Genomic DNA, 25,682 nt, shown 5'->3' with positions numbered 1-25,682 from the left:
TGTGGAAGGCAAAAGCAGAAAGGGAAGAGAGAGGGGGACGGCGAGAGGCTTCAGGCCGAACAGGCCACGGCCGGCTCGTCCGGGGCATCGGCCGCTGCCTCGCGGGGCAGCTCCAGCAGCTCGATCAGATTGCCTGCGGGGTCTCGCGCATAGCAGCGCCGGCCCTCGCTCACGGGCGCCACCTCCAGCGCCAGGCCGCCGTGCACCAGCAACTGCTGGCGCAGCGCATCCACGTCGCTGACCGTCAGCGCCAGGTGCACCAGGTTGCCCGCCGCGCGCTCGGTGCCGCCGGACTGCCCCTTGTAGGGCACGAGATCGATGCGCTGCCCGCCGGCCAGAAAGCTCAGGCCCGGACGCCCGGCAACGGTCAGGGCAGACAGGCCCAGCACTTCGCCATAAAAGCGCTCCATGGCCGCCTGGGCGCGCGCCGGAAAGGACAGCTGGACATGGTGGACGCCACAGACGATGGCCACGCCAGGCTTCATGGCAGTGCGGCCGGCAAGAGGGGAAGGCCAGGCGGGGCGTGTGGTGTGGGTCATCGAAGCATCTCGGAAAAGAATCAGCAGCCCGAATGCTGCTGCAGGCCATTGTCGAGACAAGTCGAAAAAACCAAAAATAATAAAAATTCAGTCTGTTATTTCCAAATCATCTCAAGAGATCGAACGCCGGTGGTCGGCACGGCGCGCCAGCCATTCGCCGCCGAACTGCAGCACCGACACCAGGGCCACCAGGATGACGATGACCTCGAACATCACGCGCGTCTCATAGCGCTCGTAGCCGTAGCGGATGGCTAGGTCGCCCAGGCCGCCCGCCCCCACGGCGCCCGCCATGGCCGAGGCATTGACCATGGCGATGACGCTCACGGTCATGCCGCCGATCAGGCCCGGCAGCGCCTCGGGCAGCAGCACCTGGCGCACGATCTGCGGGCGGCGCAGGCCCATGGCGCGCGCCGCCTCCACCAGGCCGCCGTCCACCTCGCCCAGGCTGACCTGGGCGATGCGCGCAAAGAACGGAATCAGGTTGGCCGACAGCGGCACCACCGCCGCCCAGGTGCCCAGCGTGGTGCCCACGATGGCGCGCGTCACCGGCAGCAGGGCCACCAGCAGGATGATGAAGGGAATGGCCCGGCCGATGTTCACCGCCGCCGACAGCCCCCGGTACAGGCGCGGCCTGGCGTAGAGCCCGCCCGGCGCCGTGGTGTGCAGCACGATGGCCAGCGCCAGCCCGGCAACGATGGCGATCAGCGAGGACGCGCCCGCCATCAGCAGGGTTTCCAGAAAGGCCTGCAGGTATTTATCGAGCGGGGGCAGGGACATGGCCAAGCAGTTGCAGTGAATCGGCGCCCAGCGCCTGTTGAAGGGAAGACAGCGCGGCCGGTGAAAGGGGTGAAAGCGGTGAAAGCGGCGGGGGTGCCGACGGCAGATCCTGCACCGGCACGCCCACCAGCAGGCGGCCCTGCGAACGCCCGCGCATGCAGTCCAGGCCACCCTGCAACAAACGGGCACGCGGGCCCAGCACCTGAAGCTGCGCCAGCGGCAGGCCCTGCTGGCTGCCGCCGTCGGCCCATCCGATGGCCAGCACGGCGACGGCCTCCGGGCCATCGGCCGCCGCCACCAGTTCCAGGTCGGCCGCCAAGGCCTGCCGCAGCGGCCGCAGCAGCGCACGCGCTGCTTCCGAGCGCGGTGCCGCAAACAGCTGCCAGACCTCGCCGATCTCCTGCGGCCGGCCCTGGTCCAGCACCAGCACGCGGTCACAGACCTCGCGGATCACGGCCATGTCGTGCGTGATGAGCACGATGGTCAGCCGCAGCTTGCGGTTGATCTCGCGCAGCAGCTCCAGGATGGACTGCGTGGTCTCGGGGTCCAGGGCCGAGGTGGCCTCGTCGCACAGCAGGATTTCGGGCTCGTGCACCAGCGCGCGCGCAATGCCCACGCGCTGCTTTTGCCCGCCCGAGAGCTGGGCCGGATAGGCGCCGCTCTTGTCCGCGAGCCCCACCAGGGCCAGCAGCTCGTCCACCCGCGCGCGCACGAGCGCGGGCCGCCAGCCCGCGGCCTGCAGCGGCAGGGCCACGTTCTCGTACACCGTGCGCGAGGACAGGAGGTTGAAGTGCTGGAAGATCATGCCGATGCGCCGGCGCAGCGCCACCAGCGCGTCCTCGTCCAGCGTGGCGACATCGGTGCCGTCCACCAGCACGCGGCCGCTGCTGGGCCGCTCCAGCGCATTGATGGTGCGCAGCAGCGTGGATTTGCCGGCGCCGCTGCGGCCGATGATGCCGAACACCTCGGCACGCGCCACCTCGAAGCTCAGCGCCTGCAGTGCGTGCACGGGCTCGCCCGCGCTTCTTCCCGCGCCCCTTCCCGTTCCAGGGTAGTGCTTGCGCACGCCCTCGAAGACGATGTGCGGCCGCTGCAGCGCATCGATTGCATGGGGCTCGCCGGCCGCCGCCTGTTCCACCTTCATTGCCTTACACGCCTCAGAAGGCCGGCAGCACCGAGCCCTGGTACCTGCTCACGATGAACTGGCGCACGGGCTCGGACTGGTAGGCGCGCAGCAGGGCCGCGACCCAGGGTGCAGCGCGGTCGCGCTCGTGCACGGCAATGATGTTCACGTAGGGATTGCGCTCGCGCCTTTCGACGGCAATGCCATCGCGCGTGGCGATCAGCCCCGCCTGGTAGGCAAAGCTGTTGACGATGGCCGAGGCATCGAGATCGTCCAGCGAGCGCGCCAGCACCACCGAGGCCGCCTCCACCAGCTGCACCTTCTTCTGGTAGCTGGCGATGTCGGCCAGGCCCGCCGTGCCCTTGAAGGGGTCGAAGCCCTCGCGCAGCTTCAGGATGCCCTGGTCCTGCAGCACCACCAGCGCGCGCGTCTGGTTGCTGGGATCGTTGGGAATGCCCAGGCGCGCGCCAGCGGGCAGGTCGGCCAGGCGTTTGTGCTTTTTCGAATAGAAGGCGATGGGCGAGATGTAGGTGTCGCCCGCCGCCACCAGCCGGTAGCCGCGCTGCTGGTTCTGGTCGCGCAGGAACGGCACATGCTGGAAGGAGTTGGCCTCGATGTCGCCGTTGTTCAGCGCCTCGTTGGGGCTGGCCGCGCCGCTGATGACCACGGGCTTGACCTGCAGACCCTGCTCGCGTGCCACGCGGGTCACCACTTCCCAGATTTCCTCGTCCACGCCGCCGCGCACGCCCACGCGCAGCGGGCCGGCCTGCGCGGCCCGGATGGCGCCTGACATCGCCGCCACCGAGGCCCCCGCCGCCAGTCCCCGCAGAAATACTCGCTTGTCCATCGCACAGTCCTTTCAAGAATCAATAGGCACCAGGGTGCAGCTCACGGCCGGCCGCGCGGGCCTGGGCCTGCAGGCGGGCGAAATGCTCGGGATAGAAGCGCTGGGCCACATCCAGGTGGGAGCGCACGCGGCCCTTGAGCGCGTTCTCGCCCACATGGCTGAACAGCGGGTTGTCCGGGTCGCTCTGCGGCCCCGTGGCCAGCACGGCCAGCTCGGGCGGTAGGGTCAGCAGCGGCACCTGGCCCAGGTCCAGGCGCGGCGCCAGGAAGTAGGCGATGGAGTAGCGCTGCACGCCCGCGCGCGGCACCAGCACGCGATGCACGTTGGCGCGCAGATAGCCGTTGGTGGCCAGCTCCAGCATCTCGCCGATGTTGATGACGAAGGCCCCGTCGCGCGGCGGCACATCGACCCAGCCAGCCGGCGTCTCCACCTGCAGCCCGCCCACCTCGTCCTGCAGCAGCAGGGTCAGCAGGCCGCCGTCCTTGTGTGCGCCCACGCCCTGGCCTGCTGCGCCCAGCTCGCTGCCCGGGTAGTGGATGATCTTGATGCGGTGCGCAGGCAGGCCGCTGACCAGGGCGTCCAACGCGCCCTCGGGCAGCTGCAGCGCGGCCACGAAGTGGCGCAGCAGCTCCAGCGCCACGCCATGCGCTGCCGCCTGCCAGGCCAGCACCTCCTCGCGGAACCCGGGCAGGGCCTGCGGCCACTGGTTGGGGCCTTGCAGCCCCTTCCAGTCCGGCACGCCGGGGCCTGCGGGAATCTCGGGCGACTCCTCGCCCAGGTCGATCTGCTCGCGCTGGTCGGGCCGCTGGCGCGTGATCTCCATGCCCACGGCCGTATAGCCCCGGAAGTGCCGCGTGTTGGCAATGGCCAGCGCCTGCTTGTCCGCCAGCGGCAGCGCAAAGAATTCGCGCGCGCGCCGCTGTATGCCCTGCCATGCGTCCCGGCCTATGCCGTGCCCTTCCAGGTAGAAGAAGCCGGTGTCGCGTGCCGTGCGCGCCAGCTGGCGCAGCGCCTGGGCCTGCGTGGCCGGGTCGCGCAGGGCCTGCAGGTCGATGACGGGCAGGGCCGGGGTTGCCGCCGTGGCGGCGGGCGCTTCGAGGGTGGATGCTGTCAAGGTGCTCATGCTGTGCTGCCAGGGAAGTGGGAAGGAAGGGGCGCTCAGGCCGCCAGGCGCTGATCGCGGTCTTGCTCGTGGTCTTGTTCGCGGTCTTGTCCGCGTTCGGCAGCCAACACCGCATGGCCCTGCGCCTGCTCCAGCGCCTGCTCCAGGTCGGCCAGCAGGTCCTGCGGGTGCTCTATGCCGATGGACAGGCGCACCAGCCCGGGCGCAATGCCCACGCGCGCCAGCTCCTCGTCGCTGAGCAGGCTGTGCGTGGTCTCGGCAGGAATGGCGGCCAGCGACTTGCTGTCGCCGATGTTGACCAGGCGCAGGAACAGGCGCAGCGCGTCATAGAAGGCGCGCGCCGCCGGCCGGCCGCCGCGCAGCTCGAAGCCCAGCAGCGCCGGCACATGCCCGCCGCGCAGCTGGCGCAGGGCCAGCGCGTGGTCGGCGTGGCCGCTCTGGCTGGCGTGGTGTATGCGCTCCACCAGAGGATGAGCCTGCAGGAAATCGATCACGGCCAGCGTGTTGCGGCTGGCGCGCTCCTGGCGCAGGCCCAGTGTCTCCAGGCCCTGCAGCAGCAGGAAGGCGCTGTGCGGCGCCAGCGCCGCGCCGCAGTTGCGCAGCAGCACGGCACGGGCCCGTGCGATGAAGGCCCGGTCAGGAAATTTCTCGGTGAAGACAAAGCCCTGGTAGGCCGGCTCGGGCGCGCTGAACTGCGGGTAGCGCCCCGCGTGCGCCACCCAGTCGAAGCGGCCGCTGTCCACGATCAGCCCGCCCAGCACATTGCCGTGTCCGCCGATGGCCTTGGTGGCCGAATGCACGACGATGTCGGCGCCCCAGTCGAAGGGCCGCAGCAGCAGCGGCGAAGCCACGGTGTTGTCCACCACCAGCGCCACGCCGGCCGCATGGCTGACGTCGGCCAGCTGGCGCAGGTCGGCAATGCCGCCCGATGGATTGCCCACGGACTCCACGAACACGGCCTTGGTGCGCGGCCCTATCGCCCGGCGCAACGCCTGGAAATCATCCTTGGCCACGGCCGTGCTCTGCACGCCGCGCGAGGCCAGCACATGGGCGATGAAGTTGTGCGTGCCGCCATACAGCTGCGAGGCCACGACCACATGGTCGCCCGCACTGGCCAGCGTGGCCAGTGCCACGTCGATGGCGGCCATGCCCGAGGCCAGGGCCAGCGCGGCCACGCCGCCTTCGAGTGCCGCAATGCGCTGCTCCAGCACCGCCAGCGTGGGGTTGGCCGTGCGCGAGTACACATCGCCCTCCTCCACCAGGCCGAACAGGTTGGCGCCGTGCTGGGCGCTGTCGAACACGAAGGAGGTGCTCTGGTAGATGGGCACGGCCGCGCTGCGCTGCTGCTCTCGCCCCCGGTAGCCGGCGTGCAGGGCCTGGGTGTCCTGCTGCCACAGCGCATCGCTGGCTGCGTCGTGCGGGGCGGACTCGGTGCCGGTCGCTGAGGTCATGCATGGACTCCGTATGAGTGGTCGATGCAGCCCATTATTCGAAGCCCGCGCCCTGCGCACTACGAAGAAAAACGCGTTCGCTTATTCGGTTTGCGCATGTCGCCGGGCCGCGCCCTTCCTAGTTGCCACGCACATATGGATGCGCGTTTTGCGTCGTTGGAAACACGGCACTCAGCGGACAGCATCGGCAGTCCCGAAACTGCTTTGGAGGGAGTTCCATGACCCGCAAGACCCAGACCGAGATCGACAGGACCCAGGACAGCCGCTGCGCCCATGGCGCCGATTGCGGTGCTTTCGGGGCGCTCGATGCTCCCGAGGCGACCGAGCCCTCGCTCTCGCGCCGCACCCTGATCCGCGCCGGCGCCGCAGCCGGCGCGCTGGGATCGGCCGCCTGGTTCAGCGGCCGCGCCGGGGCGCAGCCGCGCCAGAAGATCACCTTTGCCTGGAGCCAGGCCAGCTTCTGCCATTCGCCCATTCCCGTGGCGCTGGAGCGCGGCTTCTTCGAGCGCAACGGCCTGGACGTGGAGCTGCTGAACTGGGGCGGCTCGGCCGACCAGTTGCTGGAGGCGCTGGCCACGGGCAAGGCCGATGCGGGCGCGGGCCTGATCCACCGCTGGATCAAGCCGCTGGAGGCGGGGCTGGATGTCAAGCTCATCGGCAGCGTGCACGGCGGCTGCCTGCGCCTGGTGGGCCTGAAGTCGGCCGGCGTCACGCTGGACCCCAGCACGCTCAAGGGCAAGACCATCGGCGTGGCCGACCTCAACAGCCCGGCCAAGCAGTTCTATTCCATCCACCTGGCCAAGCGCGGTCTGGATGTGGACAAGGACATCGAATGGCGCGTCTACCCGGCCGACCTGCTGGATGTGGCCGCCAAGAAGGGCGAGATCCAGGCCATTGCCGACGGCGACCCGAATCTCTACCTGATCGAAAAGCGCAACCCCGGCACCTTCCTCGAACTGGGCAACAGCGCCAAGAACGAGTACGCCGAAAGCATTTGCTGCGTGATCGGCGCAGGCGCAAAGTTCGCCCGGGCCAACAAGCCCGCAGCGGCCAGCGTGGTGCGCGCGCTGACCCAGGCCTCGGACTACATCGCCGAGAACCCCAACGAAACGGCGAAGATCTTTGCCAAGTACTCGCCCAAGGTGCCCGTCGAGGACCTGCAGCGCCTGCTGGCCGAGCTGACCTTCAAGCACCATCCGCACGGCAAGCCGCTGCGCGACGAGGTCCAGGCCTTTGCGGCCGACTTCCGCACGGCCGGCGTGCTCAAGAAGCAGACCGACCCTGGCCGCTTTGCCAGTCACATCACGCTGGACGTGCTGGCATGAGCACCGCAAGACCACGCTGGCGCCTGGGCGCCACGGATGCCGCACCCGGCCTGGAACGGGAACAGGCGCAAGGCACGCGCAAGGCCGGCCCCTGGCGCACCGGCCTGCTGGCCGCCGCCGCCTGGGCCGGCCTGGGCATGCTGACCCTGTTGTGGCCCAACAAGGAGATCGGCTTCAGCGAATGGGCGTTCACGCAGGAATTCGGCATTGCCGCCCTGGCCGTGGCCCTTTTGCTGCTGGCATCGGCTGCGCTGCCTGTGCGACGAGTACGGCGCGTACGGCGCATCGACCGCTGGCTGCGCCCGGCCGGTGCCTGGCTGGTGGCGGCGCCACTGCTGCTGGCGCTGTGGGAGACGCTGACGGCCAAGCTCGGCGCGCTGCCGCCGCCGTTCTTCGCACCGCCGCAAAGCCTGATCGACGTGGTCCATGAGGACTGGCAGCGCCTGGGCCTGTCCACGCTGTATTCGCTGCGGCTGCTGCTCAACGGCATCGTGTTCGGCGCGGTGATCGGGTTTCTCACGGGCGTGTGGATAGGCTGGTCGCGCATCGCGGGCTACTGGGTGCATCCGCTGCTGCGCTTCCTGGGGCCGGTGCCGGCCTCGGCCCTGCTGCCGCTGGCCTTTTTCTTCGCGCCGTCCAGCTACTCGGCAGCCGTGTTCCTGGTGGCGCTGGCCACGTTCTTCCCGGTGGCCGTGCTGACCTGGTCGGGCGTGGCATCGGTCAGCAAGAGCTACTACGACGTGGCGCGCACGCTGGGCGCATCGCCCTGGTTCCTGGTGCTGCGCGTGGCCATCCCGGCCGCCCTGCCCCAGGTCTTCGTGGGCCTGTTCATGGGGCTGGGCGCCTCGTTCTCGGTGCTGATCACGGCCGAGATGATGGGCGTCAAGGCCGGCCTGGGCTGGTATCTGCAGTGGGCCCAGGGCTGGGCAGCCTACGCCAACATGTACACGGCGCTGCTGGTCATGGCCGTGCTGTGCTCGGGCCTGATCACGCTGCTGTTCACCGTGCGCGACCGCACGCTGTCATGGCAGAAGGGAACCGTCAAATGGTGATTGCCGCAGAACATGCCGCCAACGCCGCAGCCACGCCCGCCATCGCAGGGGCGGCCCTAGCCGGCGCGGCCATCGATGTGCAGGCCGTCAGCCACTGGTTCGGCCAGGGACAGGGCGCGCTGCAGGTGCTCGACGAGGTCAGCCTACAGGTGCGGCCTGGCGAGTTCGTCGCCCTGCTGGGCCCCAGCGGCTGCGGCAAGTCCACGCTGCTGCGCCTGGTGGCCGGGCTGGACGCGCCCACGGCCGGCGCCGTGGCGCAGGACGGCACGGCCATCACCGAGCCCGATCCCTCGCGCATCGTCGTCTTCCAGGACCCCACGCTGTTTCCCTGGCGCACGGTGCGCGGCAACGTGGCCCTGGGCCTGCAGGCACGCGGACTGCTGGACAGCCAGGCGCACCGCGTTGACGAGGCCCTGCGCCTTGTCGGGCTGGAAGAGTTTGCGGACAGCCATCCCCACCAGCTGTCGGGCGGCATGGCCCAGCGCGCGGCCCTGGCGCGCGCGCTGGTCAACGACCCGCGCCTGCTGATCCTGGACGAACCGCTGGGCAAGCTCGACTCGCTGACGCGGCTGGCCATGCAAAGCGAGATCCTCAAGATCTGGCAGCGCGCAGGCTTTTCCGTGCTGCTGGTCACCCACGATGTGGAAGAGGCCCTCTTCCTGGCCCACCGCGTGCTGGTCTTCAGCCAGCGGCCTGCCCGCATCGTGGCCGAGATCGATGTGGACCTGCCCTACCCGCGCCAGCGCGGCCACGCCCGCCTGTCCGAGCTGCGCCACGAGGCCCTGCGCCACCTGGGCCTGGACCAGACCTGGTAGCGCCCGCCTCCGATGCAACGCAGCGACTCCCCCGACTGGCTCAACCCCTTGATCGGCGCCATGCAGCAGGCCCAGGTCGGCCTGCTGCAGCTGCTGCACGGCCTGGGCCTGGCCGGCACGGTGGATGGGCAGCCCGCCTGGCCCTGGGCCCTGCGCCTGTCCGGCGAAAACCTGGTGATCGACCTGGGCCAGGCCCGGGGCCTGCTGTGGTCGCTGGCGGCCGTGGCCACCGCCATCGTTTTGCTGGTGCTGGCCCTGGCGCTGGCCCTGGTGCTGCGCCGCATCCGCCTGCCGGCCCTGGTGCTGACCGCGCTGGCCGCGCTCGCCCTGCTGCTGGCCCCCTGGCCGCGTGCCGACCTGATCCTGGTGCCCGCGCATGCCACCAGCTTCCATGCCTCGCCCACGGGCTTCAGCGTGGAGAGCATTGCGCGCGGCGGCGCGGTCTATGCCCAGCACTGCACGGCCTGCCACGGTGCCGATGGCCGGGGCCACGGCCCGCTGGCCGCCAGCCAGCCGGTCTGGCCCCCCAACTTCACCAGCCCGCTGCTGTGGCGCCGCGCCGATGGGGAATTGCTCTGGGCCATTCTTCATGACAGCCGCCCCGTGGAGTCTGGCGACGGCGCACGGGCACACGGCCAGGCCGACCGGCTGTCCAGCGACGACGCCTGGGCCCTGATCGACTTCATGAAGGCCCGCGCCGCAGGCCAGATGCTGCAGATCGCCGGCAACTGGCCCTATCCCGTGGGCCTTCCCGACATGGCCGTGCAGTGCGCAGGCCAGCCCGCACGCCGCCTGAGCACCTGGCAAAGCCGCCAGCAGCGGCTGAGGGTGGTGGCAGGCAGCGGCCCGGTGCAGGAAGACCCGCGCCTGGTCAGCCTGCAGCTGTCGCCCGATGGCGGCAACCGCGCCGCCAGCGCCCTGGACTGCACCGTCAACGACCCGCGCGCCTGGCAGGCCATGGCCCTGCTCAGCGGCTCGGAGCAGCTGCAGGGCATGCAATGGCTGGGCGACCGCAGCGGCTGGCTGCGCGCGCTATCGCGTCCGGGCGCCCAGGGCTGGTCGGAGGACGACCTGGTCTGCCGCACGGACACGGCGGCCAAGACCACCTCCGGCGCTGGCGCCGTGGCCGACGGCCTGGGCGCGCTGATTGCACGCATGGACGCCGAGCCCGTGCGGTTCATCAAGGGTGGGTTTGTGCATTGAGTTGTGCATTGATCAGGGCCATCCCGGCCTGGCATGCAGTTATCGTCACCGCGCTGGCGGCCACTGGCGCGCGGTGTGCACCAGGGACAGCACCCAGACCGTCGTGCCTTCTATCTCATAGACAAGGCGGTAGCTTCCATGGGGAATCAGCTCGCGCGTGCCGGCAATCCTGCCCGTTTTGCCCATCTTGGGATACGCGGCCAACCGGGCCGCTGCGTCGCTGAAAAGCAGGTCCATGCGCAAGGCTGCGCGAGGATTGTCAGCTGCGATGTAGTCCCAGATATCGGCGCGATCCTGCTGCGCCTGCGGCGTCCAGATGACTTTCACGCACGGTCTGCCGCAACCTGACGGCGCCGGGCAGCGAACTCGGCCTCGACTTCCTCATTCGAGCGGCCAAGTCCAGCGCGCATGGAGGCACGTCCCTCCTCGACCTTGCGCTGAAGATAGCCGTCATATTCGCGGGCCTTGCGGCGCTGCTCAATGTAGTCGCGCATCAACTCCCGCATGACCTGGGATGCGGGCCGGTCCTCGCCTGCGGCTTCGGCCATGAAGTCTTCGCGCAGCTCGGCTTCCAGTTTCATGGTGAAAACGGCTTCCTTGGGCATGATTGACTCCTGTGAAGATACCAACAAAGTATATACATCGTCAGTACCAAACACTCCAGAGACTCAACCGCTTCACCCCATTCGCAACTTGCACTTGCCAATGCATCAAGCAAATCAGGACTAGTTGCAAGCAAGGCCTCTTTCTATATTCGCGCCTCGACGGCGCCCGGCTTCCATGGGCCGCCGCTGCGCACGACACTACTGCGGGGACCCCACCCCTGCCTGACTGACCCACAACAAGGAGAGACTGCGATGACCGATCTCACCATCAACGGCAAGACCGTTTCCATGGACCTGGACCCCGAGACGCCCATTCTGTGGGCTCTGCGCGACACGCTGGAGATGACCGGCACCAAGTTCGGCTGCGGCGCGGCGCTGTGCGGCGCCTGCACGGTGCACATGAATGGCCAGGCCATACGTTCCTGCGTGACGCCGATCTCGGCGGCCGCGGGCCAGAAGATCACCACCATCGAGGCCATGACCTCGGGCTCCGACCGCGTGGGCACCGCCGTGCGCGATGCCTGGGTGCGCCACGACGTGGCCCAGTGCGGCTATTGCCAGAGCGGGCAGATCATGAGCGCCACGGCCTTCCTCAAGTCGCTGCCCAAGGGCAAGAAGCCCAGCGGCGAGGAGATAGACGCGGCCATGGCCGGCAACATCTGCCGCTGTGGAACCTATGCACGCATCCGCACGGCCGTGGCCGATGCCGCGCGCACCCTGGGCTGAACGGAGAACGCCGCATGCTGACCACCTTCAACCCCGCCGAACTGCCGCGCGCCCTGCAGCACATCCTGGACCGTGACGAGGCCGCTGCCGCCATCGCCGACGCGCCAGCCCTTGCACAGATCCCCCGCCGCAGCTTCCTCAAGATCGCCGGTGCCGGTTCGCTGGCCCTGGGCGTGTTTCCCGCCATGGCGCAGGCGCCGGGCAAGGGCGAGGCCGCCGGCCTCAAGCCCACCGAGCAGCCCGCCTCCTTCGTGGAGATCTCGCCCAGCGGCGAAGTCACCGTGGCCATCAACCGCCTGGAGTTCGGCCAGGGCGTGCACACCGCCCTGCCCCTGGTGCTGGCCGAGGAGCTGGACGCCGACTGGAGCAAGGTCCGCGCCCGCCTGGGCGGCAACGATGCGGCCTATGCCGATCCGCGCTACGGAATCCAGATGACGGGCGGCTCCACCGCCCTCAAGCACAGCTACACCCAGTACCGCGAGCTGGGCGCCCGTGCGCGCGCCATGCTGGTGGCCGCCGCCGCCGCGCAGTGGAAGGTGGACGCCGCCACGCTGCGCACGCGCGAGGGCTTCGTGCTCGGCCCCAATGGCAAGAAGCTGTCGTATGGCGAGCTGGCCCAGGCCGCCATGGCCCAGCCCGTGCCGGCCACCGTCGTGCTGAAGAATCCCAAGGACTTCCGGCTGATCGGCAAGCCCACGGGCCGCATCGACGCCCGGGCCAAGAGCAGCGGCCAGCAGAGCTTCGGCATCGACATGCACCTGCCGGGCCAGCTGACGGCGGTGATTGCACATCCGCCCGTGTTCAAGGCACAGCTGGCCTCGCTGGACGACGCTGCGGCGCGTGCCGTGCCCGGCGTCAAGGCCGTGCTGCGCGTGCCCGTGGACGGCGGCGGCGAAGGCGTGGCCGTGATCGCCACCGGCTACTGGCCTGCGCGCAAGGGCCGCGAGGCGCTGAAGGCGCAATGGAACACCGACGCCGTGGAGAAGGTGGACAGCGAACGCCAGCTGGCCCAGTACCGCGAACTGGCCGCGCAGCCCGGCGCGCGCCACTTCGACGCCGATATCTCGGCGCTGGACAAGGCGCCGCGCCATATCGAGGCCGAGTTCAGCTTCCCCTACCTGGCCCATGCGCCCATGGAGCCGCTCAACTGCACGGTGCAGATGGGCGAGACCGGCGAGGCCGGAGCCGACCTCTACCTGGGCACGCAGTTCGCGGGCGTAGACGGCATGGCCGCCGCGCGTGTGCTGGGCCTCAAGCCCGAACAGGTGCGCGTGCACGTGCAGATGGCCGGCGGCGGCTTTGGCCGCCGGGGCGTGGGCACCAGCGACTATGTGGTCGAGGCCTGCCAGGTGGCGCTGGCCGCGCGCCGCGCCGGCCTGAACGCTCCCGTGCGCATGGTCTGGAGCCGCGAGGACGACATCAAGGGCGGCTACTACCGCCCCATGCACCTGCACCGCGCGAAGATCGGCTTCGACGAACGCGGCAAGGTGCTGGCCTGGGACCATGCCATCGTGGGCCAGTCCATCACGGCGGGCACCATGTTCGAGGGCGGCATGATCAAGAACGGCATCGACGCCACGGCCGTGGAGGGCATGCGCGAGCCCTATCCGCTGCCCATGCGCCTGACCGTGCACCACCCCAAGGTCAACGTGCCCGTGCTGTGGTGGCGCAGCGTGGGATCGACCCACACGGCCTTCGTCATGGAAACGCTGATCGACGAGATCGCGCGCAGCAGCCGCCAGGACCCCGTGGCCTACCGCATGCAGATGTTCGGCGACAAGCACCCGCGCCATCGCCTGGCCCTGCAGCTGGCCGTGGACAAGAGCGGCTACGGCAAGCGCCAGCTGCGCGCGGGCCGCGCCTGGGGCGTGGCCGTGCACGAGTCCTTCGACACGGTGGTGGCCTATGTGGTGGAGGCCTCGGTCAAGGACGGCCGCCCGGTGCTGCACAAGGCCACGGCAGGCGTGCACTGCAACCTGGCCGTGAACCCGCGCACCATCGAGGCGCAGGTGCAGGGCGCGGCGCTGATGGGCCTGTCCATGTGCCTGCCCGGCGCGGCGATCACGCTCAAGGACGGTGTGGTGGAGCAGAGCAACTTCGGCGACTTCGCCGTGCCGCGCATCACCGACATGCCTGAGATCGCCGTCCACGTCGTGCCCAGCGCCGAGCCACCGACGGGCATGGGCGAGCCCGGCCTGCCGCCGCTGGCACCGGCCTTCGCCAACGCCGTGGCGCAGCTCACGGGCAAGCCCGTGCGCAAGCTGCCGTTCGACCTGGCGTGATCGAGCTGGCGTGATCGATCTGGCCTGAACGGCCGGACCTGATCCCGGTCAGCCCCCGGAAAGGGCGGCGGCACCTGCGGCCGCCGCCCTTTCCAGTTCTTCCATGGTCAGCAGATAGTCCGGGCAGTCCTGCAGCCGCTGCACGGCCAGGTCGATGAAGGCACGCACGCGCCGGGGCAGCGCGTCGCGGCTGCCGTAGTAGACATGCAGGCCGATGTGCTCGCTGACATGCGCCAGCAGCACGGGCACCAGGCGCCCCGCGCGGATGTGCGCGGCCGCGCAGATGTTGGACAGCTGGCCCAGCACCTGGCCGGCCAGCACGGCATGCAGCTCCAGCTCGGCATCGTTGGTGGACAGGGCCGGCTGCAGGTAGCGGTGCGTGAGCTCGCCATCGACCGGCAGGTACCAGGGCATCACCGTGTCCGTGGCCGCATGGCGGAACATGCTGCAGCGGTGCGCGGCCAGCTCGTCCAGCGACCGGGGCACGCCATGGCGCTGCAGGTACTGCGGCGCCGCGCAGACGATGAGCTGCACGGGAAACAGCCGCCGCCCGATCACGCTTTCATCGGGCGAGGCGCCGATGCGAAACCCCGCATCGACCCGGTCCAGCACCCAGTTGCCTATGCCGTCGTCCAGCCGCACATCGGGGACGATGCCCGGGTGCAGGCGGCAGAACTCATCGAGCAGCGGCATCAGCACGGGCGCAAAGCAGGACTTGGGGCCCACGATGCGCAACGGCCCCGCAATGCCCTCGCGGCTGTCGCGTGCCAGGTTCAGTGCGCGGTCCAGCGCGGCCAGCGCCGGCTGGGTGTCCTGCAGGAAACGCTGGCCCTCCTCGGTCAGCGCCAGGCTGCGCGTGGTCCGGTGCAGCAGGCGCACGCCCAGGTGCTGCTCCAGATGGGCCACCGCCTGGCTGGCGGCCTGGGGGCTCACGCCCTGGGACAGCGCCGCCTGGCGCAGGCTGCCCAGCTCGACCGCCTTGGCAAAGGTGGCGATGGCGCGCAGTTCATTGATGGGCATGGTGCGGAAATCCGGTATTCGTGGGCTGACAGTGCCGCAGTATCCCGCCTTTGCGCATGCCCTGCCCGCGGCTTGCGGGGCAAGCTAGCGCCCCTGGCGCGCCAGCCATACACCGGCTGCCGTCAAGGCCATGCCCGCCAGCGCCAGGCCGCCCAGCGTCTCGCCGAACATGGCCCAGGCGATCAGGGCCGTGGCCGGCGGCGTCAGGTAGAACAGGCTGGCCACGTGCACGGCGCCGCCGCGGCGTATCAGCAGGTTGAGCAGGCTGACCGCGCCCACGGACAGCACCAGCACCAGCCAGCCCAGCGCAAACAGGAACTCGCCGCTCCAGCGCACCTGCATGGTTTCCGTGGCCAGGGCCAGCGCCCCCGTCGCCACCAGGCAGGGCAGGTACTGGATGACCGAGCCCGTGCGCAGATCAAACGATGGACAGAACCGCTTCTGGTACAGCGTGCCGGCCGTGATGCCGGCCAGCGCCACCACGGCCGGCACCAGCATGGCCAGCAGGGCATGGACCGGCACCGAGGCGATCTTGCCCGCCACCACCAGGGCCACGCCCGTGAAGCCCAGCGCCAGCCCGGCCCACTGCCGGGGCCGCACGGACTCGCCCAGCAAGGTGCCGGCCACCAGGGCCGTGATCAGCGGCTGCAGCCCCACCACCAGGGCCGTCACGCCCGAAGGCAGTCCATGGGCGATGGCCGTGAACACGCCGGCCAGGTACACGCCATGCACGAACAGCCCTGACACGCCAATGTGCAGCCACTGGCGTGCCGACCGCGGCCAGGGCGCGCGCAGCACCAGGACCACCGCCGCCATCAGCACCAGGACGATGGCATAGCGCAGCGTCAGAAAGGTCAGCGGCTCCACATAGGGCAGGCCGAACTTGGCGCCGATGAAGCCCGTGCTCCACAGCAGCACGAACAGCCAGGGAAGCAAGGCGGCCGCCAAGGCGGGCGGCGAGGTTTTTTGGGTCATGGAGCGGATGCGCAAGACGATAGGGGCGGCGCCAGTGTGTCATGCCCCGTGCGCCAGGGGCTGCGCGTGGCAAACCACCGCACCAGGCAGTCGCGCAGCGCCGTCATGGCCGCGCTGCTGAATGCCGCCGAGGGCCGCACGAAGTAGATGCCCGAGGCGCCATCCAGGCGCCATTGCGGCAGCACCCGCACCAGCCGGCCTGCGGCCATGTGCTCGCTCATCAGCCAGTCGCCGCCGGCCAGAATGCCCACCCCCATGACGGCCGCCGTGAGCAGGGCCTCGCTGTCATTGCTGACCATGGGGCCGCGCACCAGCACCGTGTGCCGGGCCTGGCCCTGAGGCACATCGCCCGATGCGCCACCGTGCACCAGCTCCCATTGCGGAAACGACTGCAGTCCCGTGAAGCCCAGGCAGTGGTGCGCCGCCAGGTCCTCGGGGTGCACCGGCGTGCCGTGGGCCTGCAGGTAGGCGGGCGCGGCGCCCAGGATGCGCTGGTGCCCGCCCAGCCGCAGCGCCACGAGACGGCTGTCCGCCAGCCGGCCTATGCGCACCGCCGCGTCGAAGCGCTCGCCCACGATGTCCACGAAGCGGTCCGCATACTCCACCTCCAGCACGATCTGCGGATGGGCCAGCGCAAACTCGGCCAGCAGCGGGCTGAGCCAGCGCCTCCCCATCGCTGCCGGCAGCGACAGCCGCAGCCGGCCCCGCGCCTGCGAGGCGCCCTGGGCGGCCTCCTTCTGGGCATCGGCGATCAGGCCGGCCGCCTGGCGCACCTTGTCCACCAGGCGCAGGCCCTCGTCGGTCAGGTGCAGATGGCGTGTGCTGCGCTCCACGAGCCGCACGCCCAGACGGGTCTCCAGCGCGTTCAGGCGTTTGGACAGCACGGACGGATGGCGCAGCAAGGCCCGCCCCGCCGCAGCGAAGGAGCCTTGTTCATGCAGCGCCACCAGGGCCGCCAGTTCATCGGCGTGCTGGCTGTCCAGAAGGTTCATGGGGTCAGGATGATCGCACCTTGGGAGCGTCCCTGCTCCAGGTCGCCATGCGCCTGCGCCACCTCCGCCAGCGCATACCGGCGCCAAACGCTTGGCACGATGATGCCGGCCGCCACGGCGGCCAGCACGTCCCGTGCGCGCTCCTGGTACTCGGCCGCCGTGGCCGTGTGCGCGGCCAGCGAGGGGCGCGTGAGGAACAGCGAGCCCTTGGCATTGAGCGTGGCCACCGAGATGGGATCGGGCAGGCCGGAGGTCGCGCCGAAGGACACCAGCAGGCCGCGCGGGCGCAGGCAGTCCAGCGAGGCGCCCAGCGTCGTGCGGCCGATGGGGTCGTAGACCACGTCGGCCTTCAGGCCCCCGGTGGCCTGCAGCACCTGGCCCGGCAGCGTGGCCGCATCGAACACGAAGACCTCGTCGCAGCCGGCCGCCCGCGCGCGCTCCACGCTGGCTGCCTTGGACACCACGCCGATCACCAGGGCGCCCAGGTGCCTGGCCCAGGCACACATCAACTGGCCCAGCGCACCGGCGGCGCCATAGATCACGATGCGGCTGCCGGGGCCCACGGCATGGGTGGTCTTGAGCAGGTACTGCGCCGTGATGCCCTTGAACAGCACGGCCGCCGCCGCGTCGTCAGGCAGCGCATCGGGCAGCTTCACCAGGCGCTCGGCCGGATACAGGCGGGCGCTGGCATAGGCGCCCAGCGGCCCCGTGGCGTAGCCCACGCGCTCGCCCACGGCCACATTCGTCACGCCCTCGCCCACGGCGGCCACCCGCCCCGCGCCCTCCAGCCCCAGGCCCGAGGGAAAGGCGATGGCGACAGCGCCCTTGCGCTGGCTCACGTCCAGCGGGTTCACGCCGATGGCCGTCTGCTCCAGCCAGACCTGGCCGGGGCCGGGCGCCTGCACCTCGACCGGCTCCAGGCGCATGGCGTCGGGGGTGCCTGCGGCGTCCATGCGGACCTTGATCAATGGATTCATCTCGCTGCTCCGTGAAATGGGTGCAGCGTAGAAGAAGCGATTGAGGGCAGCAATAGGCCGGCGTGCAGTTCACTGCTGCATGGGGTGCAGCAATGACCACGAACCAGCGCGCACGCCGCCCACGCCGCCCGTCAGAAGTCGTGCCGGAGGCCCAGCTCGAAGGCCGTGGAAGCGCGCCCGCCAAAGTAATTGGCCGCGGCCGGATTGCCGCTGACAGCCGCACCCCCGGCAATGGCGAAGGCCGCCCCATTGCGGTTGGACATGCGGGCCGCATGCGCGTACAGCGCCGTGCGCCGCGACAGCGAGTGCACATAGCCCAGCGCCCATAGGTCGGCATCGCTGGCGCTTTGCGCCGCCGTCGCGCCCTTCTGGTCGGCCTTGACGTAGCTGAGCTTGACCACGCCGCTGCCCACGGGAACGCTCATGCCCACCAGGGTGTTGACCGTGCGGTCCACGCCATGGACCCAGCGGCGCTGGGCCAGGCTGGCCTTGAGCCAGCCGAAGTCGTAGGAGACACCGTAGCTCTGGTCCTTGAAATGGATGCCGCTCAGGGTGTTGCGCGTGGTGAACTGCGCGCCCGCCACGTTCCAGCCCGCGCCCGCCCAGCCCAGCCGAAAGCCGTTGCCGCGCGTCTGGCCTGCCGCCGTGGCGCCCTTCTCGCCCAGGGTGGCGATCAGGCTGCCGGACACGCCCTGCAGCCCGCCCAGGCCGGCCGGCAGGAAATACTCCACCGCATTGCTCACGCGCAGCGTGGGATTGGCCGACTGCGACTCCGGCGCCGTGCCGAAGGCCTGGCCCAGCGCGCGGGAAGCCGTGAACGAGCGAAAGCCATTGGCGCTGCCGATGCCCAGCGTGGCAAACGGATCGAAGCCGCTCCACACCAGGTGCGTGGGCACCCAGTCCCGCCCCAGCCGCAGCTCACCCCATTGCCGCGAGGCCAGGCTGACCGTGGAGCGCCGGTCCCAGAACGGGCCGCTGGCGCCCATGGCGCCGGTGTCGGCCAGCAGGCTGCCGTCCAGGTAGAAGCCCGCGCTCAGGCCGTCGCCCAGGTCCTCCTGCCCCCGCAATACCAGCTTGCTGGTGGAGTTGGCGCCGCTGGCCTGCGAGGTGACCGTTCCCAGGCCCTGGTTGCGCACCTGCCTGACGCTCACATCGACGGTGCCCGAGATCGATACCGAGGACTGCGCGCCCGCATGCGCGGCGGCCAGCCCCAGCGAGGCGGCCAGGGCATGGCGTATGAATACCTGCATGTTGTCTCCTTGTGGTTTTTTGCTTTGCTTTGCTCTTTGCTCTTTGTTTTTCTCGGGCGTGTGCCGGGGTCTGCCCGGCTACTCGGGCTTGAAGCCCGCGCCCTTGAGCAGCGCGGCGCTCTGCGCCACATCGGCGGCGATGAAGCGCTTGAACTGCTCGGTGCTCTCCGAAACCGTGTCGATGCCCAGGCTCGCGAAGGCGCCGGACCTGGCCAGCTCGGCCACCGCCGCGTTGGAGGCCTGGTTCAGCCGCTGCACCCGGTCGGCAGGCGTGTCCCTGGGCGCCCACAGTCCGTACCAGGACGTGTAGGCAAACCGCGGCAGTCCGCTTTCCTGCATGGTGGGCACCTCGGGCGCCAGCGGGCTGCGCTTGCCGGAGGTGATGGCAATCGGCCGCACCTTGCCGGCCTTGGCCAGGGGCAGCACGGAGACCATGGAGTCGAGCAGCAGGTCCACATGGCCGCCGCCCACATCCACCAGCGCGGGCTGCGTGCCCTTGTAGGGCACGTACTCGAGGCGCATGCGGCCCTGCTGGGCCAGCAGCAGCGTGGCCAGGTGGCTGGGTGCGCCCACGGCGGGAATGGCCGCCGTCCACGTGCTCTTGGCGCCTGCGGCCAGCACCTCGCCCAGCTTGCTGTGGGGCAGTTGCGGCGAGATCACCAGCATCAGCGGCGCCTCGCCCACGCGCGCCACGGGGACAAAGTCGGTCTGCGGGTCATAGGGCGGATGGGCCAATACCTGCTTGGCCAGCACATGCGTGGCGGCCGAGAACAGCAGGGTGTAGCCATCGGGGGCAGCCGCCAGCACCGCGCGGCCGCCCACCACGCCACTGCCGCCCACGCGGTTCTCAACGATGACCGTTGTGCCCAGCTGTTTGCGCAACTGCTCGGCGAACAGGCGCGCGGCGCTGTCCACGCCGCCGCCCGCCACGAACGGGACGATGACCTTGACCATCTTGCCCGGCTCGGGAAAGGCGGCGGGCGCACTGGACGAGGCCATGCTGGCGATGGGCAAGGCAGCCAGCGCACCCAGTAAGGCGCCCAGCACCGGCCCCTTCAGCCGTGTCAGAGTCTTCATGCTTTGTCTCCTGTTTCTTTTGAAAATGGGCCGGCCGTTGCGTGGCTCAGCCCGGGTCCTGATTCGGCGCGCGCCGCCTGTGCCTGCGCACGAGCACGCTCAGCGTGTCGTCCAGGGCCTGGGCATCCAGCCCCCGCGTGATGAAGACGATGCGCGTGCGCCGGTCGGCACCCGGCCAGCGGGGCAGCGTCTGCGGCGGGGCGAACAGGTGCTGCACGCCATGGATGACCAGGGGCTGGTCCGGGTGCTCCTGCAGGTGCACGATGCCTTTGACGCGCAGCAGGTCATCGCCGCGCATGGCCGTGACCCAGTCCATCCATTCGCCGAACGCCTGCGCGGGCAGGGGCTCGTCGCGCTGCAGCACAAAGGACGAGATGCCGTCGCGGTGCGCGCCTGCCGGCGCTGTCATCGGAGCCATGGCCCGGTAGCCGGGTGCCTGGAGCATGCCCGCAGCGGCGTCCTCCTGCCCCGTCGCGCCTTCCGACATCAGCCGCTGCAGCAGCGCCACATGGTGGCCGGGGTCCATGCCTTGCGGCGCCTCGCCGTTGATGGCCTGCACCTGGGCCAGCAGTTGCGCAGCGGGCTGTGCGCCGCCCAGCAAGTCTGTCTTGGTCAGCAGCACCAGGTCAGCCACGGCCAGTTGCCGCACGGCTTCGGGATAGCCTGCCAGCGTGGCGCTGCCCAGCACGGCATCGACCGTGCAGGCCACGCCGGCCAGCGCATAGCGCGCCCGCACGGCGGGCTCGCCCAGGAAGGAGCGCAGTATCGGCCCCGGGTCCGCCAGGCCGCTGGTTTCGATCAGCACGCGGCGCGGCGCGCCCTGTTCGCGCAGGGCCAGGCGCTCCAGCGCCTCCACCAGATCGCCGCGCACGCTGCAGCACAGGCAGCCATTGGCCAGCAGCACCGTGTCCTCGCAGGCCAGGCTGGTCAGGTCCTGGTCGATGCCGACCGCACCGAACTCGTTGACGATGACGGCCGTCCCGTGCAGGTCCGGCAGCGCCAGCAGCCGGTTGAGCAGCGTGGTCTTGCCGCTGCCCAGAAAGCCCGTGAGCACGGTGGCCGGAATGCGCTGGTCCGCCGCTTCGGGCAGGGCCAGCAGGCTGGAGAAATGCCCGCTCATGACGCCACCCCACCATGCACCTCGGCGAACGAGCGCAGCGTGCGCTCCAGCCGCGCCAGCGCCCACTGCGCCACGGCCTGCGGCACCTCGTCCGAGCCCAGCGCATCGAGCAGGCCGCGCAGCGGCTGCGCGCCCTGCTCGGGTGCGGGCCGGGCACGGAACCAGGCCGCCACCTCGGGCTGCTCGCAGCGCTCGCCCCCGTCCTGCAGGTAGTCCACGATGTCCAGCTCGAAGTCCTCCAGCCGCAGGCTGATGCCGCCCGCCCCGCAGGCGCAGGCACCGCCCAGCGCGACATGGCGCAGCGCCAGGGCGCACCACAGGTCCCAGAGCCGCTCGGCCTGCAGGGCGTGGTCTGAGGCCATGGCCGTGCTCACTGCCCGTCCCAGGCTACGGCTGAGGTTGCCGTTGCGGCGGACGGAGACCTGCCGCTGCGCAGCGCCTGCGTGCCCTCGTGGTCCACCTGTCCCTGGCCATCCAGCGCCACGCGGTAGACCTCGCGGGCCACCTGGGCGCTCACATAGCCTTCGCGCACGTCCTCGGCCACCTTGTCCAGTTCGCGCGCCAGCGGGTCGCCAAAGCCCCCGCCGCCGCCCGACAGCATGCGGTAGGCATCGCCGCGTTCCAGGCGCACGTTGAAGATCTTGGCGTTGGCATGGTCGGTCTTCCACTCGCCCTTGTGGCGCACGGCCAGGCCGTTGCCCATGGCGTCGCCGCCGCCCTCCAGGCCCCAGGGCTTGCAGTGCACGCGGTCGATGCGCGTGGTGACGGTGAAGGGCGACAGCGCCTGCACCACCATCTCCGCGCCCAGGCCGCCCCGATACTGGCCCGCGCCGGCCGAGTCCTGTCGGATCTCGTACTTCTCCACCAGCACCGGGTACTTGGCCTCGAGCTGCTCGGTGGGGCTGTTGTGGGTGTCGCCGTCATTGATGCAGACGGTGACGGACACGCCGTCCTCACGGCTCTTGGCGCCCCAGCCGCCGCCCAGCGGGCCGATGCCGACGATGAACAGCCGCCCGTCCTCGGGCGAGATGCCATGGATGTTGGGAAACACCAGGTCCGCATGGTGGCCTGCGATGGAGCGGTCGGGAATCGCGGGCGCCAGCGCCTTGAAGATGGTGTCGATCACCGTCATGGGGAAGGTCATCCACACGCGCATGGGATAGGGCCTCTCGGCGCTGATCACCGTGCCCATGGGCATGATCACCTTGAGCGGCCGGAAGCTCCCGTCGTTGACCGGGTAGTCGGTCGGCGTGGTGAGGCATTTGTAGGCCACCTGCGCGCAGGCGATGCCCGTGGTGAAGCCGGAGTTGTAGAAGCCGCGCACCTGCTTGGAGACGTCCGACAGGTCCACCGTCATCTCGTCGCCCTGCACCGTGACCTTGACGCGGATGGGAATGCGCTTGCCGATGTCCAGCCCGTCGTCGTCCATGAAGGACTCGGCCTCGTACACGCCATCGGGAATCGACAGCGTGTTCTTGCGCGCCACGGCCTCGCTGGAATCCATGATCTGCGCGATGGCGCCGTTGACCGCATCCACGCCATAGCGCTGCAGCAGTTCCACATAGCGGCGCTCGCCCGTGGTGATGGCCGTGATCTGCGCGCGCAGATCGCCCAGGGCCCGCTCGGCCAGGCGCACGTTCATCGCGATGATGTCGATCAGGTCCTGGTTGACCTCGCCCTGGCGCTGGTACTTCATGATGGGGATCTGTATCCCCTCGCTGAAGATGTCCGTGGTGACGTTGCCCAGCGTGCCGCCCACGTCCAGCCAGTGGGCCATGCAGCAGGTGAAGCCTTCGAGCCGGCCCTCATGGAACACCGGCATGGTGAACGTGAAGTGGTTCAGGTGGCTGCCGGTGGTGTAGGCATCGTTGGTGACCAGGATGTCGCCGGGCAGGATGTTCTCGTAGCCGAAGTGGCGGATCTTGGCCTTGACCGTCTCCGACATGCCGCGGATGAACATGGGCAGGCCCAGGCCGATGGACACCGTGTCGCCCTCGCGCGTGAACAGGCCGACCGTGAAGTCCAGCGCCTCGTAGATGATGAGGTTGTAGGCCGTGCGCGTCAGGTTGGTCTTCATCTCCTCCGTGACGGCGTACAGGCCGTTGCGGATGATCTCGACGGTGACCGGATCGACGGGCCTGGAGTCAGTGGGGTGGTTCATGTGCGGTCGCTCCCGATGTCGATTTGCAGATTGCCCAGTTCGTCCACGCGCAGCCGGTCGCCGGGCTGCACGACGGTGGTGGATGCGTGTTCCTCGATCAGCGCGGGCCCCGCGATCTCGTTGCCCGCCAACAGGCGCTCGCGCAGATGCACCGGCGTGTCCACCCAGCCGCTGGAGCGGAAATAGACGGGCTTGACCGTGCGCACGGAGGCACGGCTGGGCTCGGCGCTGCCGCGTTCCACGCTGTGCCTGGGCGGTTTCTTCATCGTGCCCAGCACGGTGACGCGCAGGCTCACGAGGTCGGCCGGCTCCTGCGGGGCCGAGGTACCGTAGCGCACCTTGTGCAGCTCGTCGAACTGGCGCTTGATGGCCGAGCGGTCCCTGCCCTCGAAGAAGGCCATGGGCAGGTCCACGGTCACCGCATGCTCCTGGCCCACGTAGCGCATGTCGGCGGCGCGCTCGATCACGATGCCGTCCGGCGCGATGCCGGACTGCGCCAGCGCGGCGCGGCCCTCGTCCTCCATGCTCTGGTAGGCGGCCTCGATCTCCTCGAAGGACACCTCGCCCAGCTTGCGGAATACCGAGCGCACGTAGTCGTAGCGCAGGTCGGAGAACAGCATTCCGTAGGCCGAGAAATAGCCGGGCGCATAGGGGATCAGCACCTTGCGGATGCCGATCTCGCGCGCAATGGCCGAGGCGTGCAGCGGCCCCGCGCCGCCGTAGACGACCATGGTGAAGCTGCCCGCGTCCAGGCCGCGCTCGGTGGTCACGGCCTTGACGGCATGCGACATCTGCGTCACGGCGATGCGCAGGATGCCGTCGGCCGCCTCGGTGGGCTCCAGGCCCAGCGGGGTCGCCACGCGCTCGGCCATCTGGCGCTGGCAGGCGTCCATGTCCAGCTGCAGCTCGCCGCCCAGGAAATGCTCCGCGTCCAGCCGGCCCAGCACCAGGTTGGCGTCGGTCACCGTGGGCTCCAGCCCGCCACGGCCATAGGCCACGGGGCCGGGGATGGAGCCGGCGCTCTGCGGGCCCACGCGCAGCGCGTTGCCCGTCTCCACGCGGGCGATGGAGCCGCCGCCCGTGCCCACTTCGTGGATGTCCATCATCGGGATCTGTATCGGCAGGGCCTGCTCGTAGCCGCCGATCAGCGCCGAGCCCGTGGTCAGCGGCCGGCCCTCGCTGATCACGCCGGCCTTGGCCGTGGTGCCGCCCATGTCGAAGGCGATGGCGTCGCCCATGCCCAGTTGTGCACAGATGGCCTGGGCGCCGATCACGCCGGCCGCCGGACCCGATTCGAGCATGCGCACGCAGCCCACCTTGGCATGCTCGACCGGGAACAGGCCGCCCGTGGACTGCACGATGTAGAAATCGCCCTCGAAGCCCTTGCCGCCCAGGTGGTTCTCCAGCTGGCCCAGGTACTGCGACACGCGCGGCCCCACATAGGCATTGGCCACGGCGGTGGACACGCGCTCGAACTCGCGGTACTCCTGCGACAGCTCGTGCGAGGCGCAGACAAAGGCGCCCGGCATCTCTTCCTGCAGGATCTGCTTGACGCGCTGCTCGTGCGCCGGGTTGCGGTAGGAGTGCAGCAGCAGCACGGCCACGGCCTCCACGCCCTGCCCTGCCAGCTCGCGGGCCAGCTCGCGCACGGCTGCCTCGTCCAGCGGCTTGTGCAGGCTGCCGTCGGCGCGCAGGCGCTCGGACACCTCATGGCGCAGCGAGCGCCGCACCAGCGGCTGGTGCTTGTTGAAGAACAGGTTGTAGGCATCGGGCCGGTTCACGCGGCCGATCTCGTAGATGTCGCGGAAGCCCTCGGTGATCAGCAGCGCGGTGTGGGCGCCATTGCGCTCCAGCAGCGTGTTGATGGCAATGGTGGAGCCGTGCAGGAACAGATGGCCGTCGCGCCAGTCGATGCCCGCGCTGTCTATCGTGGCCTGGATGCCGTTGACCAGCTCGCCATGCGTGGACAGGGCCTTGCCGAACAGCAGCTGGCCGCTGGCCTCGTCGAACGCCGCCATGTCGGTGAAGGTGCCGCCGATATCGACGGCAATGCGCAGCCGGGGCCGCTGCGAAATCGCTTGTTGGTTATCCATGAAATTCTCCAGAGACAGTTATTCACAGCGCCATGCGCCGCCCACAGTCCTTGAAACCGGCGTGCCCCAAAGCGAGGGACACCGAGGAAGGGCCGCCCCGCACCGAGGGTGTCGTCCCCCTCCCGCGAAGCGAGAGAGGGGGAAGGCGC

At 69.9% G+C, this 25,682-nt stretch carries 24 protein-coding genes; 6 read left to right on the top strand and 18 right to left on the bottom strand.

Annotation, left to right across the window (positions count from 1 at the left end):
* Window positions 1-50 precede the first annotated feature (50 nt).
* The 6 genes from AAN986_RS05075 to AAN986_RS05050 all read right to left on the bottom strand — a co-directional run bounded on the left by AAN986_RS05075 (window position 51) and on the right by AAN986_RS05050 (window position 5,860).
* Window positions 51-539, bottom strand: a complete 489-nt coding sequence (locus AAN986_RS05075; protein WP_012207409.1) for a VOC family protein — start codon at window positions 537-539, stop codon at window positions 51-53.
* Between the two features lie 111 nt (window positions 540-650).
* Window positions 651-1,316, bottom strand: coding sequence for a methionine ABC transporter permease (locus AAN986_RS05070; RefSeq protein WP_013800725.1), 666 nt, complete (start codon window positions 1,314-1,316; stop codon window positions 651-653).
* Window positions 1,294-2,460, bottom strand: coding sequence for a methionine ABC transporter ATP-binding protein (locus AAN986_RS05065; protein WP_349335595.1), 1,167 nt, complete (start codon window positions 2,458-2,460; stop codon window positions 1,294-1,296). The genes AAN986_RS05070 and AAN986_RS05065 overlap by 23 nt, the downstream gene beginning before the upstream one ends.
* Window positions 2,461-2,473: 13 nt before the next feature.
* Entirely contained in the window at window positions 2,474-3,286 is an 813-nt protein-coding gene (locus tag AAN986_RS05060; RefSeq protein ID WP_012207412.1) for a MetQ/NlpA family ABC transporter substrate-binding protein, read from the bottom strand.
* 19 nt (window positions 3,287-3,305) lie between these two features.
* Window positions 3,306-4,409 (bottom strand): 2-oxoglutarate and iron-dependent oxygenase domain-containing protein, encoded by a 1,104-nt coding sequence (locus tag AAN986_RS05055; RefSeq protein WP_043790067.1) that lies wholly within the window; start codon window positions 4,407-4,409, stop codon window positions 3,306-3,308.
* Window positions 4,410-4,444: 35 nt separating this feature from the next.
* A complete protein-coding gene (locus tag AAN986_RS05050) occupies window positions 4,445-5,860 on the bottom strand; it encodes an O-acetylhomoserine aminocarboxypropyltransferase/cysteine synthase family protein (RefSeq protein WP_349335594.1) in 1,416 nt (471 codons plus the stop codon).
* 218 nt (window positions 5,861-6,078) lie between these two features.
* On the opposite strand from AAN986_RS05050, the gene AAN986_RS05045 reads away from it, so the two are divergent.
* Genes AAN986_RS05045 through AAN986_RS05030 form a run of 4 tightly spaced genes read left to right on the top strand, consistent with a single transcriptional unit; the run spans window position 6,079 to window position 10,255 of the window.
* A complete protein-coding gene (locus AAN986_RS05045; protein ID WP_013800720.1) occupies window positions 6,079-7,185 on the top strand; it encodes an ABC transporter substrate-binding protein in 1,107 nt (368 codons plus the stop codon).
* Window positions 7,182-8,237 (top strand): ABC transporter permease subunit, encoded by a 1,056-nt coding sequence (locus tag AAN986_RS05040; protein WP_349335593.1) that lies wholly within the window; start codon window positions 7,182-7,184, stop codon window positions 8,235-8,237. Before AAN986_RS05045 ends, AAN986_RS05040 begins: the two co-directional genes overlap by 4 nt.
* Complete coding sequence (locus AAN986_RS05035; RefSeq protein WP_013800718.1) at window positions 8,231-9,052, top strand: ABC transporter ATP-binding protein; 822 nt, start codon at window positions 8,231-8,233, stop codon at window positions 9,050-9,052. The genes AAN986_RS05040 and AAN986_RS05035 overlap by 7 nt, the downstream gene beginning before the upstream one ends.
* A 12-nt stretch (window positions 9,053-9,064) precedes the next feature.
* On the top strand, window positions 9,065-10,255 hold the full coding sequence (locus AAN986_RS05030; RefSeq protein ID WP_349335592.1) for a cytochrome c: 1,191 nt from the start codon (window positions 9,065-9,067) through the stop codon (window positions 10,253-10,255).
* A 45-nt stretch (window positions 10,256-10,300) separates the two neighbouring features.
* Here the strand turns inward: AAN986_RS05030 and AAN986_RS05025 are convergent, their stop codons facing one another.
* Window positions 10,301-10,582 (bottom strand): type II toxin-antitoxin system RelE/ParE family toxin, encoded by a 282-nt coding sequence (locus AAN986_RS05025; RefSeq protein ID WP_349335591.1) that lies wholly within the window; start codon window positions 10,580-10,582, stop codon window positions 10,301-10,303.
* Entirely contained in the window at window positions 10,579-10,860 is a 282-nt protein-coding gene (locus AAN986_RS05020; RefSeq protein WP_043822143.1) for a hypothetical protein, read from the bottom strand. Before AAN986_RS05020 ends, AAN986_RS05025 begins: the two co-directional genes overlap by 4 nt.
* A gap of 252 nt (window positions 10,861-11,112) precedes the next feature.
* Here AAN986_RS05020 and AAN986_RS05015 point away from each other — a divergent pair, with 252 nt between their 5' ends.
* On the top strand, window positions 11,113-11,586 hold the full coding sequence (locus AAN986_RS05015) for a (2Fe-2S)-binding protein (RefSeq protein ID WP_012207419.1): 474 nt from the start codon (window positions 11,113-11,115) through the stop codon (window positions 11,584-11,586).
* Window positions 11,587-11,600: 14 nt separating this feature from the next.
* A complete protein-coding gene (locus tag AAN986_RS05010; RefSeq protein WP_349335590.1) occupies window positions 11,601-13,868 on the top strand; it encodes a xanthine dehydrogenase family protein molybdopterin-binding subunit in 2,268 nt (755 codons plus the stop codon).
* A gap of 48 nt (window positions 13,869-13,916) precedes the next feature.
* Here AAN986_RS05010 and AAN986_RS05005 read toward each other — a convergent pair whose 3' ends face one another.
* From AAN986_RS05005 to AAN986_RS04960, 10 genes are all read right to left on the bottom strand, one after another.
* Window positions 13,917-14,888 (bottom strand): LysR family transcriptional regulator, encoded by a 972-nt coding sequence (locus tag AAN986_RS05005; protein WP_016450917.1) that lies wholly within the window; start codon window positions 14,886-14,888, stop codon window positions 13,917-13,919.
* An 84-nt stretch (window positions 14,889-14,972) separates the two neighbouring features.
* The gene (locus AAN986_RS05000) at window positions 14,973-15,863 is read right to left on the bottom strand and encodes a DMT family transporter (protein ID WP_252651396.1); all 891 of its coding nucleotides are present in this window, start codon (window positions 15,861-15,863) and stop codon (window positions 14,973-14,975) included.
* Entirely contained in the window at window positions 15,860-16,855 is a 996-nt protein-coding gene (locus tag AAN986_RS04995; RefSeq protein ID WP_343739325.1) for a LysR family transcriptional regulator, read from the bottom strand. The genes AAN986_RS05000 and AAN986_RS04995 overlap by 4 nt, the downstream gene beginning before the upstream one ends.
* On the bottom strand, window positions 16,852-17,832 hold the full coding sequence (locus tag AAN986_RS04990) for a quinone oxidoreductase (protein WP_012207424.1): 981 nt from the start codon (window positions 17,830-17,832) through the stop codon (window positions 16,852-16,854). The genes AAN986_RS04995 and AAN986_RS04990 overlap by 4 nt, the downstream gene beginning before the upstream one ends.
* 131 nt (window positions 17,833-17,963) lie before the next feature.
* On the bottom strand, window positions 17,964-19,082 hold the full coding sequence (locus AAN986_RS04985) for a porin (RefSeq protein ID WP_349335589.1): 1,119 nt from the start codon (window positions 19,080-19,082) through the stop codon (window positions 17,964-17,966).
* Between the two features lie 78 nt (window positions 19,083-19,160).
* Complete coding sequence (locus tag AAN986_RS04980; protein WP_088163726.1) at window positions 19,161-20,159, bottom strand: tripartite tricarboxylate transporter substrate binding protein; 999 nt, start codon at window positions 20,157-20,159, stop codon at window positions 19,161-19,163.
* 46 nt (window positions 20,160-20,205) lie between these two features.
* Window positions 20,206-21,279: a GTP-binding protein gene (locus tag AAN986_RS04975; protein ID WP_349335588.1), complete on the bottom strand. Its 1,074-nt coding sequence runs from the start codon at window positions 21,277-21,279 to the stop codon at window positions 20,206-20,208.
* Entirely contained in the window at window positions 21,276-21,641 is a 366-nt protein-coding gene (locus AAN986_RS04970; protein WP_239972366.1) for a hypothetical protein, read from the bottom strand. Before AAN986_RS04970 ends, AAN986_RS04975 begins: the two co-directional genes overlap by 4 nt.
* Before the next feature lie 8 nt (window positions 21,642-21,649).
* Window positions 21,650-23,440: a hydantoinase B/oxoprolinase family protein gene (locus AAN986_RS04965; RefSeq protein WP_043822131.1), complete on the bottom strand. Its 1,791-nt coding sequence runs from the start codon at window positions 23,438-23,440 to the stop codon at window positions 21,650-21,652.
* Window positions 23,437-25,533 (bottom strand): hydantoinase/oxoprolinase family protein, encoded by a 2,097-nt coding sequence (locus AAN986_RS04960; RefSeq protein ID WP_013800699.1) that lies wholly within the window; start codon window positions 25,531-25,533, stop codon window positions 23,437-23,439. The genes AAN986_RS04965 and AAN986_RS04960 overlap by 4 nt, the downstream gene beginning before the upstream one ends.
* Window positions 25,534-25,682 lie beyond the last annotated feature (149 nt).

Origin of the sequence: Delftia sp. DS1230 (assembly GCF_040112715.1) — a bacterium.
GTDB lineage: Bacteria > Pseudomonadota > Gammaproteobacteria > Burkholderiales > Burkholderiaceae_C > Comamonas > Comamonas tsuruhatensis.
This window is presented reverse-complemented; position numbering and strand designations above follow the sequence as displayed.

What these genes read in the sequence shown, in the direction of transcription:
- AAN986_RS05020 (WP_043822143.1), bottom strand. Translation starts at nt 10,860, where the DNA reads ATGCCCAAGGAAGCCGTTTTCACCATGAAACTGGAAGCCGAGCTGCGC.
- AAN986_RS05055 (WP_043790067.1), bottom strand. Translation starts at nt 4,409, where the DNA reads ATGAGCACCTTGACAGCATCCACCCTCGAAGCGCCCGCCGCCACGGCG.
- AAN986_RS05060 (WP_012207412.1), bottom strand. Translation starts at nt 3,286, where the DNA reads ATGGACAAGCGAGTATTTCTGCGGGGACTGGCGGCGGGGGCCTCGGTG.
- AAN986_RS05005 (WP_016450917.1), bottom strand. Translation starts at nt 14,888, where the DNA reads ATGCCCATCAATGAACTGCGCGCCATCGCCACCTTTGCCAAGGCGGTC.
- AAN986_RS05045 (WP_013800720.1), top strand. Translation starts at nt 6,079, where the DNA reads ATGACCCGCAAGACCCAGACCGAGATCGACAGGACCCAGGACAGCCGC.
- AAN986_RS05075 (WP_012207409.1), bottom strand. Translation starts at nt 539, where the DNA reads ATGACCCACACCACACGCCCCGCCTGGCCTTCCCCTCTTGCCGGCCGC.
- AAN986_RS05015 (WP_012207419.1), top strand. Translation starts at nt 11,113, where the DNA reads ATGACCGATCTCACCATCAACGGCAAGACCGTTTCCATGGACCTGGAC.
- AAN986_RS05050 (WP_349335594.1), bottom strand. Translation starts at nt 5,860, where the DNA reads ATGACCTCAGCGACCGGCACCGAGTCCGCCCCGCACGACGCAGCCAGC.
- AAN986_RS04990 (WP_012207424.1), bottom strand. Translation starts at nt 17,832, where the DNA reads ATGAATCCATTGATCAAGGTCCGCATGGACGCCGCAGGCACCCCCGAC.
- AAN986_RS05040 (WP_349335593.1), top strand. Translation starts at nt 7,182, where the DNA reads ATGAGCACCGCAAGACCACGCTGGCGCCTGGGCGCCACGGATGCCGCA.
- AAN986_RS04970 (WP_239972366.1), bottom strand. Translation starts at nt 21,641, where the DNA reads ATGGCCTCAGACCACGCCCTGCAGGCCGAGCGGCTCTGGGACCTGTGG.
- AAN986_RS04960 (WP_013800699.1), bottom strand. Translation starts at nt 25,533, where the DNA reads ATGGATAACCAACAAGCGATTTCGCAGCGGCCCCGGCTGCGCATTGCC.
- AAN986_RS04975 (WP_349335588.1), bottom strand. Translation starts at nt 21,279, where the DNA reads ATGAGCGGGCATTTCTCCAGCCTGCTGGCCCTGCCCGAAGCGGCGGAC.
- AAN986_RS05035 (WP_013800718.1), top strand. Translation starts at nt 8,231, where the DNA reads ATGGTGATTGCCGCAGAACATGCCGCCAACGCCGCAGCCACGCCCGCC.
- AAN986_RS05070 (WP_013800725.1), bottom strand. Translation starts at nt 1,316, where the DNA reads ATGTCCCTGCCCCCGCTCGATAAATACCTGCAGGCCTTTCTGGAAACC.
- AAN986_RS05065 (WP_349335595.1), bottom strand. Translation starts at nt 2,460, where the DNA reads ATGAAGGTGGAACAGGCGGCGGCCGGCGAGCCCCATGCAATCGATGCG.
- AAN986_RS05010 (WP_349335590.1), top strand. Translation starts at nt 11,601, where the DNA reads ATGCTGACCACCTTCAACCCCGCCGAACTGCCGCGCGCCCTGCAGCAC.
- AAN986_RS05000 (WP_252651396.1), bottom strand. Translation starts at nt 15,863, where the DNA reads ATGACCCAAAAAACCTCGCCGCCCGCCTTGGCGGCCGCCTTGCTTCCC.
- AAN986_RS04995 (WP_343739325.1), bottom strand. Translation starts at nt 16,855, where the DNA reads ATGAACCTTCTGGACAGCCAGCACGCCGATGAACTGGCGGCCCTGGTG.
- AAN986_RS05030 (WP_349335592.1), top strand. Translation starts at nt 9,065, where the DNA reads ATGCAACGCAGCGACTCCCCCGACTGGCTCAACCCCTTGATCGGCGCC.
- AAN986_RS04980 (WP_088163726.1), bottom strand. Translation starts at nt 20,159, where the DNA reads ATGAAGACTCTGACACGGCTGAAGGGGCCGGTGCTGGGCGCCTTACTG.
- AAN986_RS04965 (WP_043822131.1), bottom strand. Translation starts at nt 23,440, where the DNA reads ATGAACCACCCCACTGACTCCAGGCCCGTCGATCCGGTCACCGTCGAG.
- AAN986_RS04985 (WP_349335589.1), bottom strand. Translation starts at nt 19,082, where the DNA reads ATGCAGGTATTCATACGCCATGCCCTGGCCGCCTCGCTGGGGCTGGCC.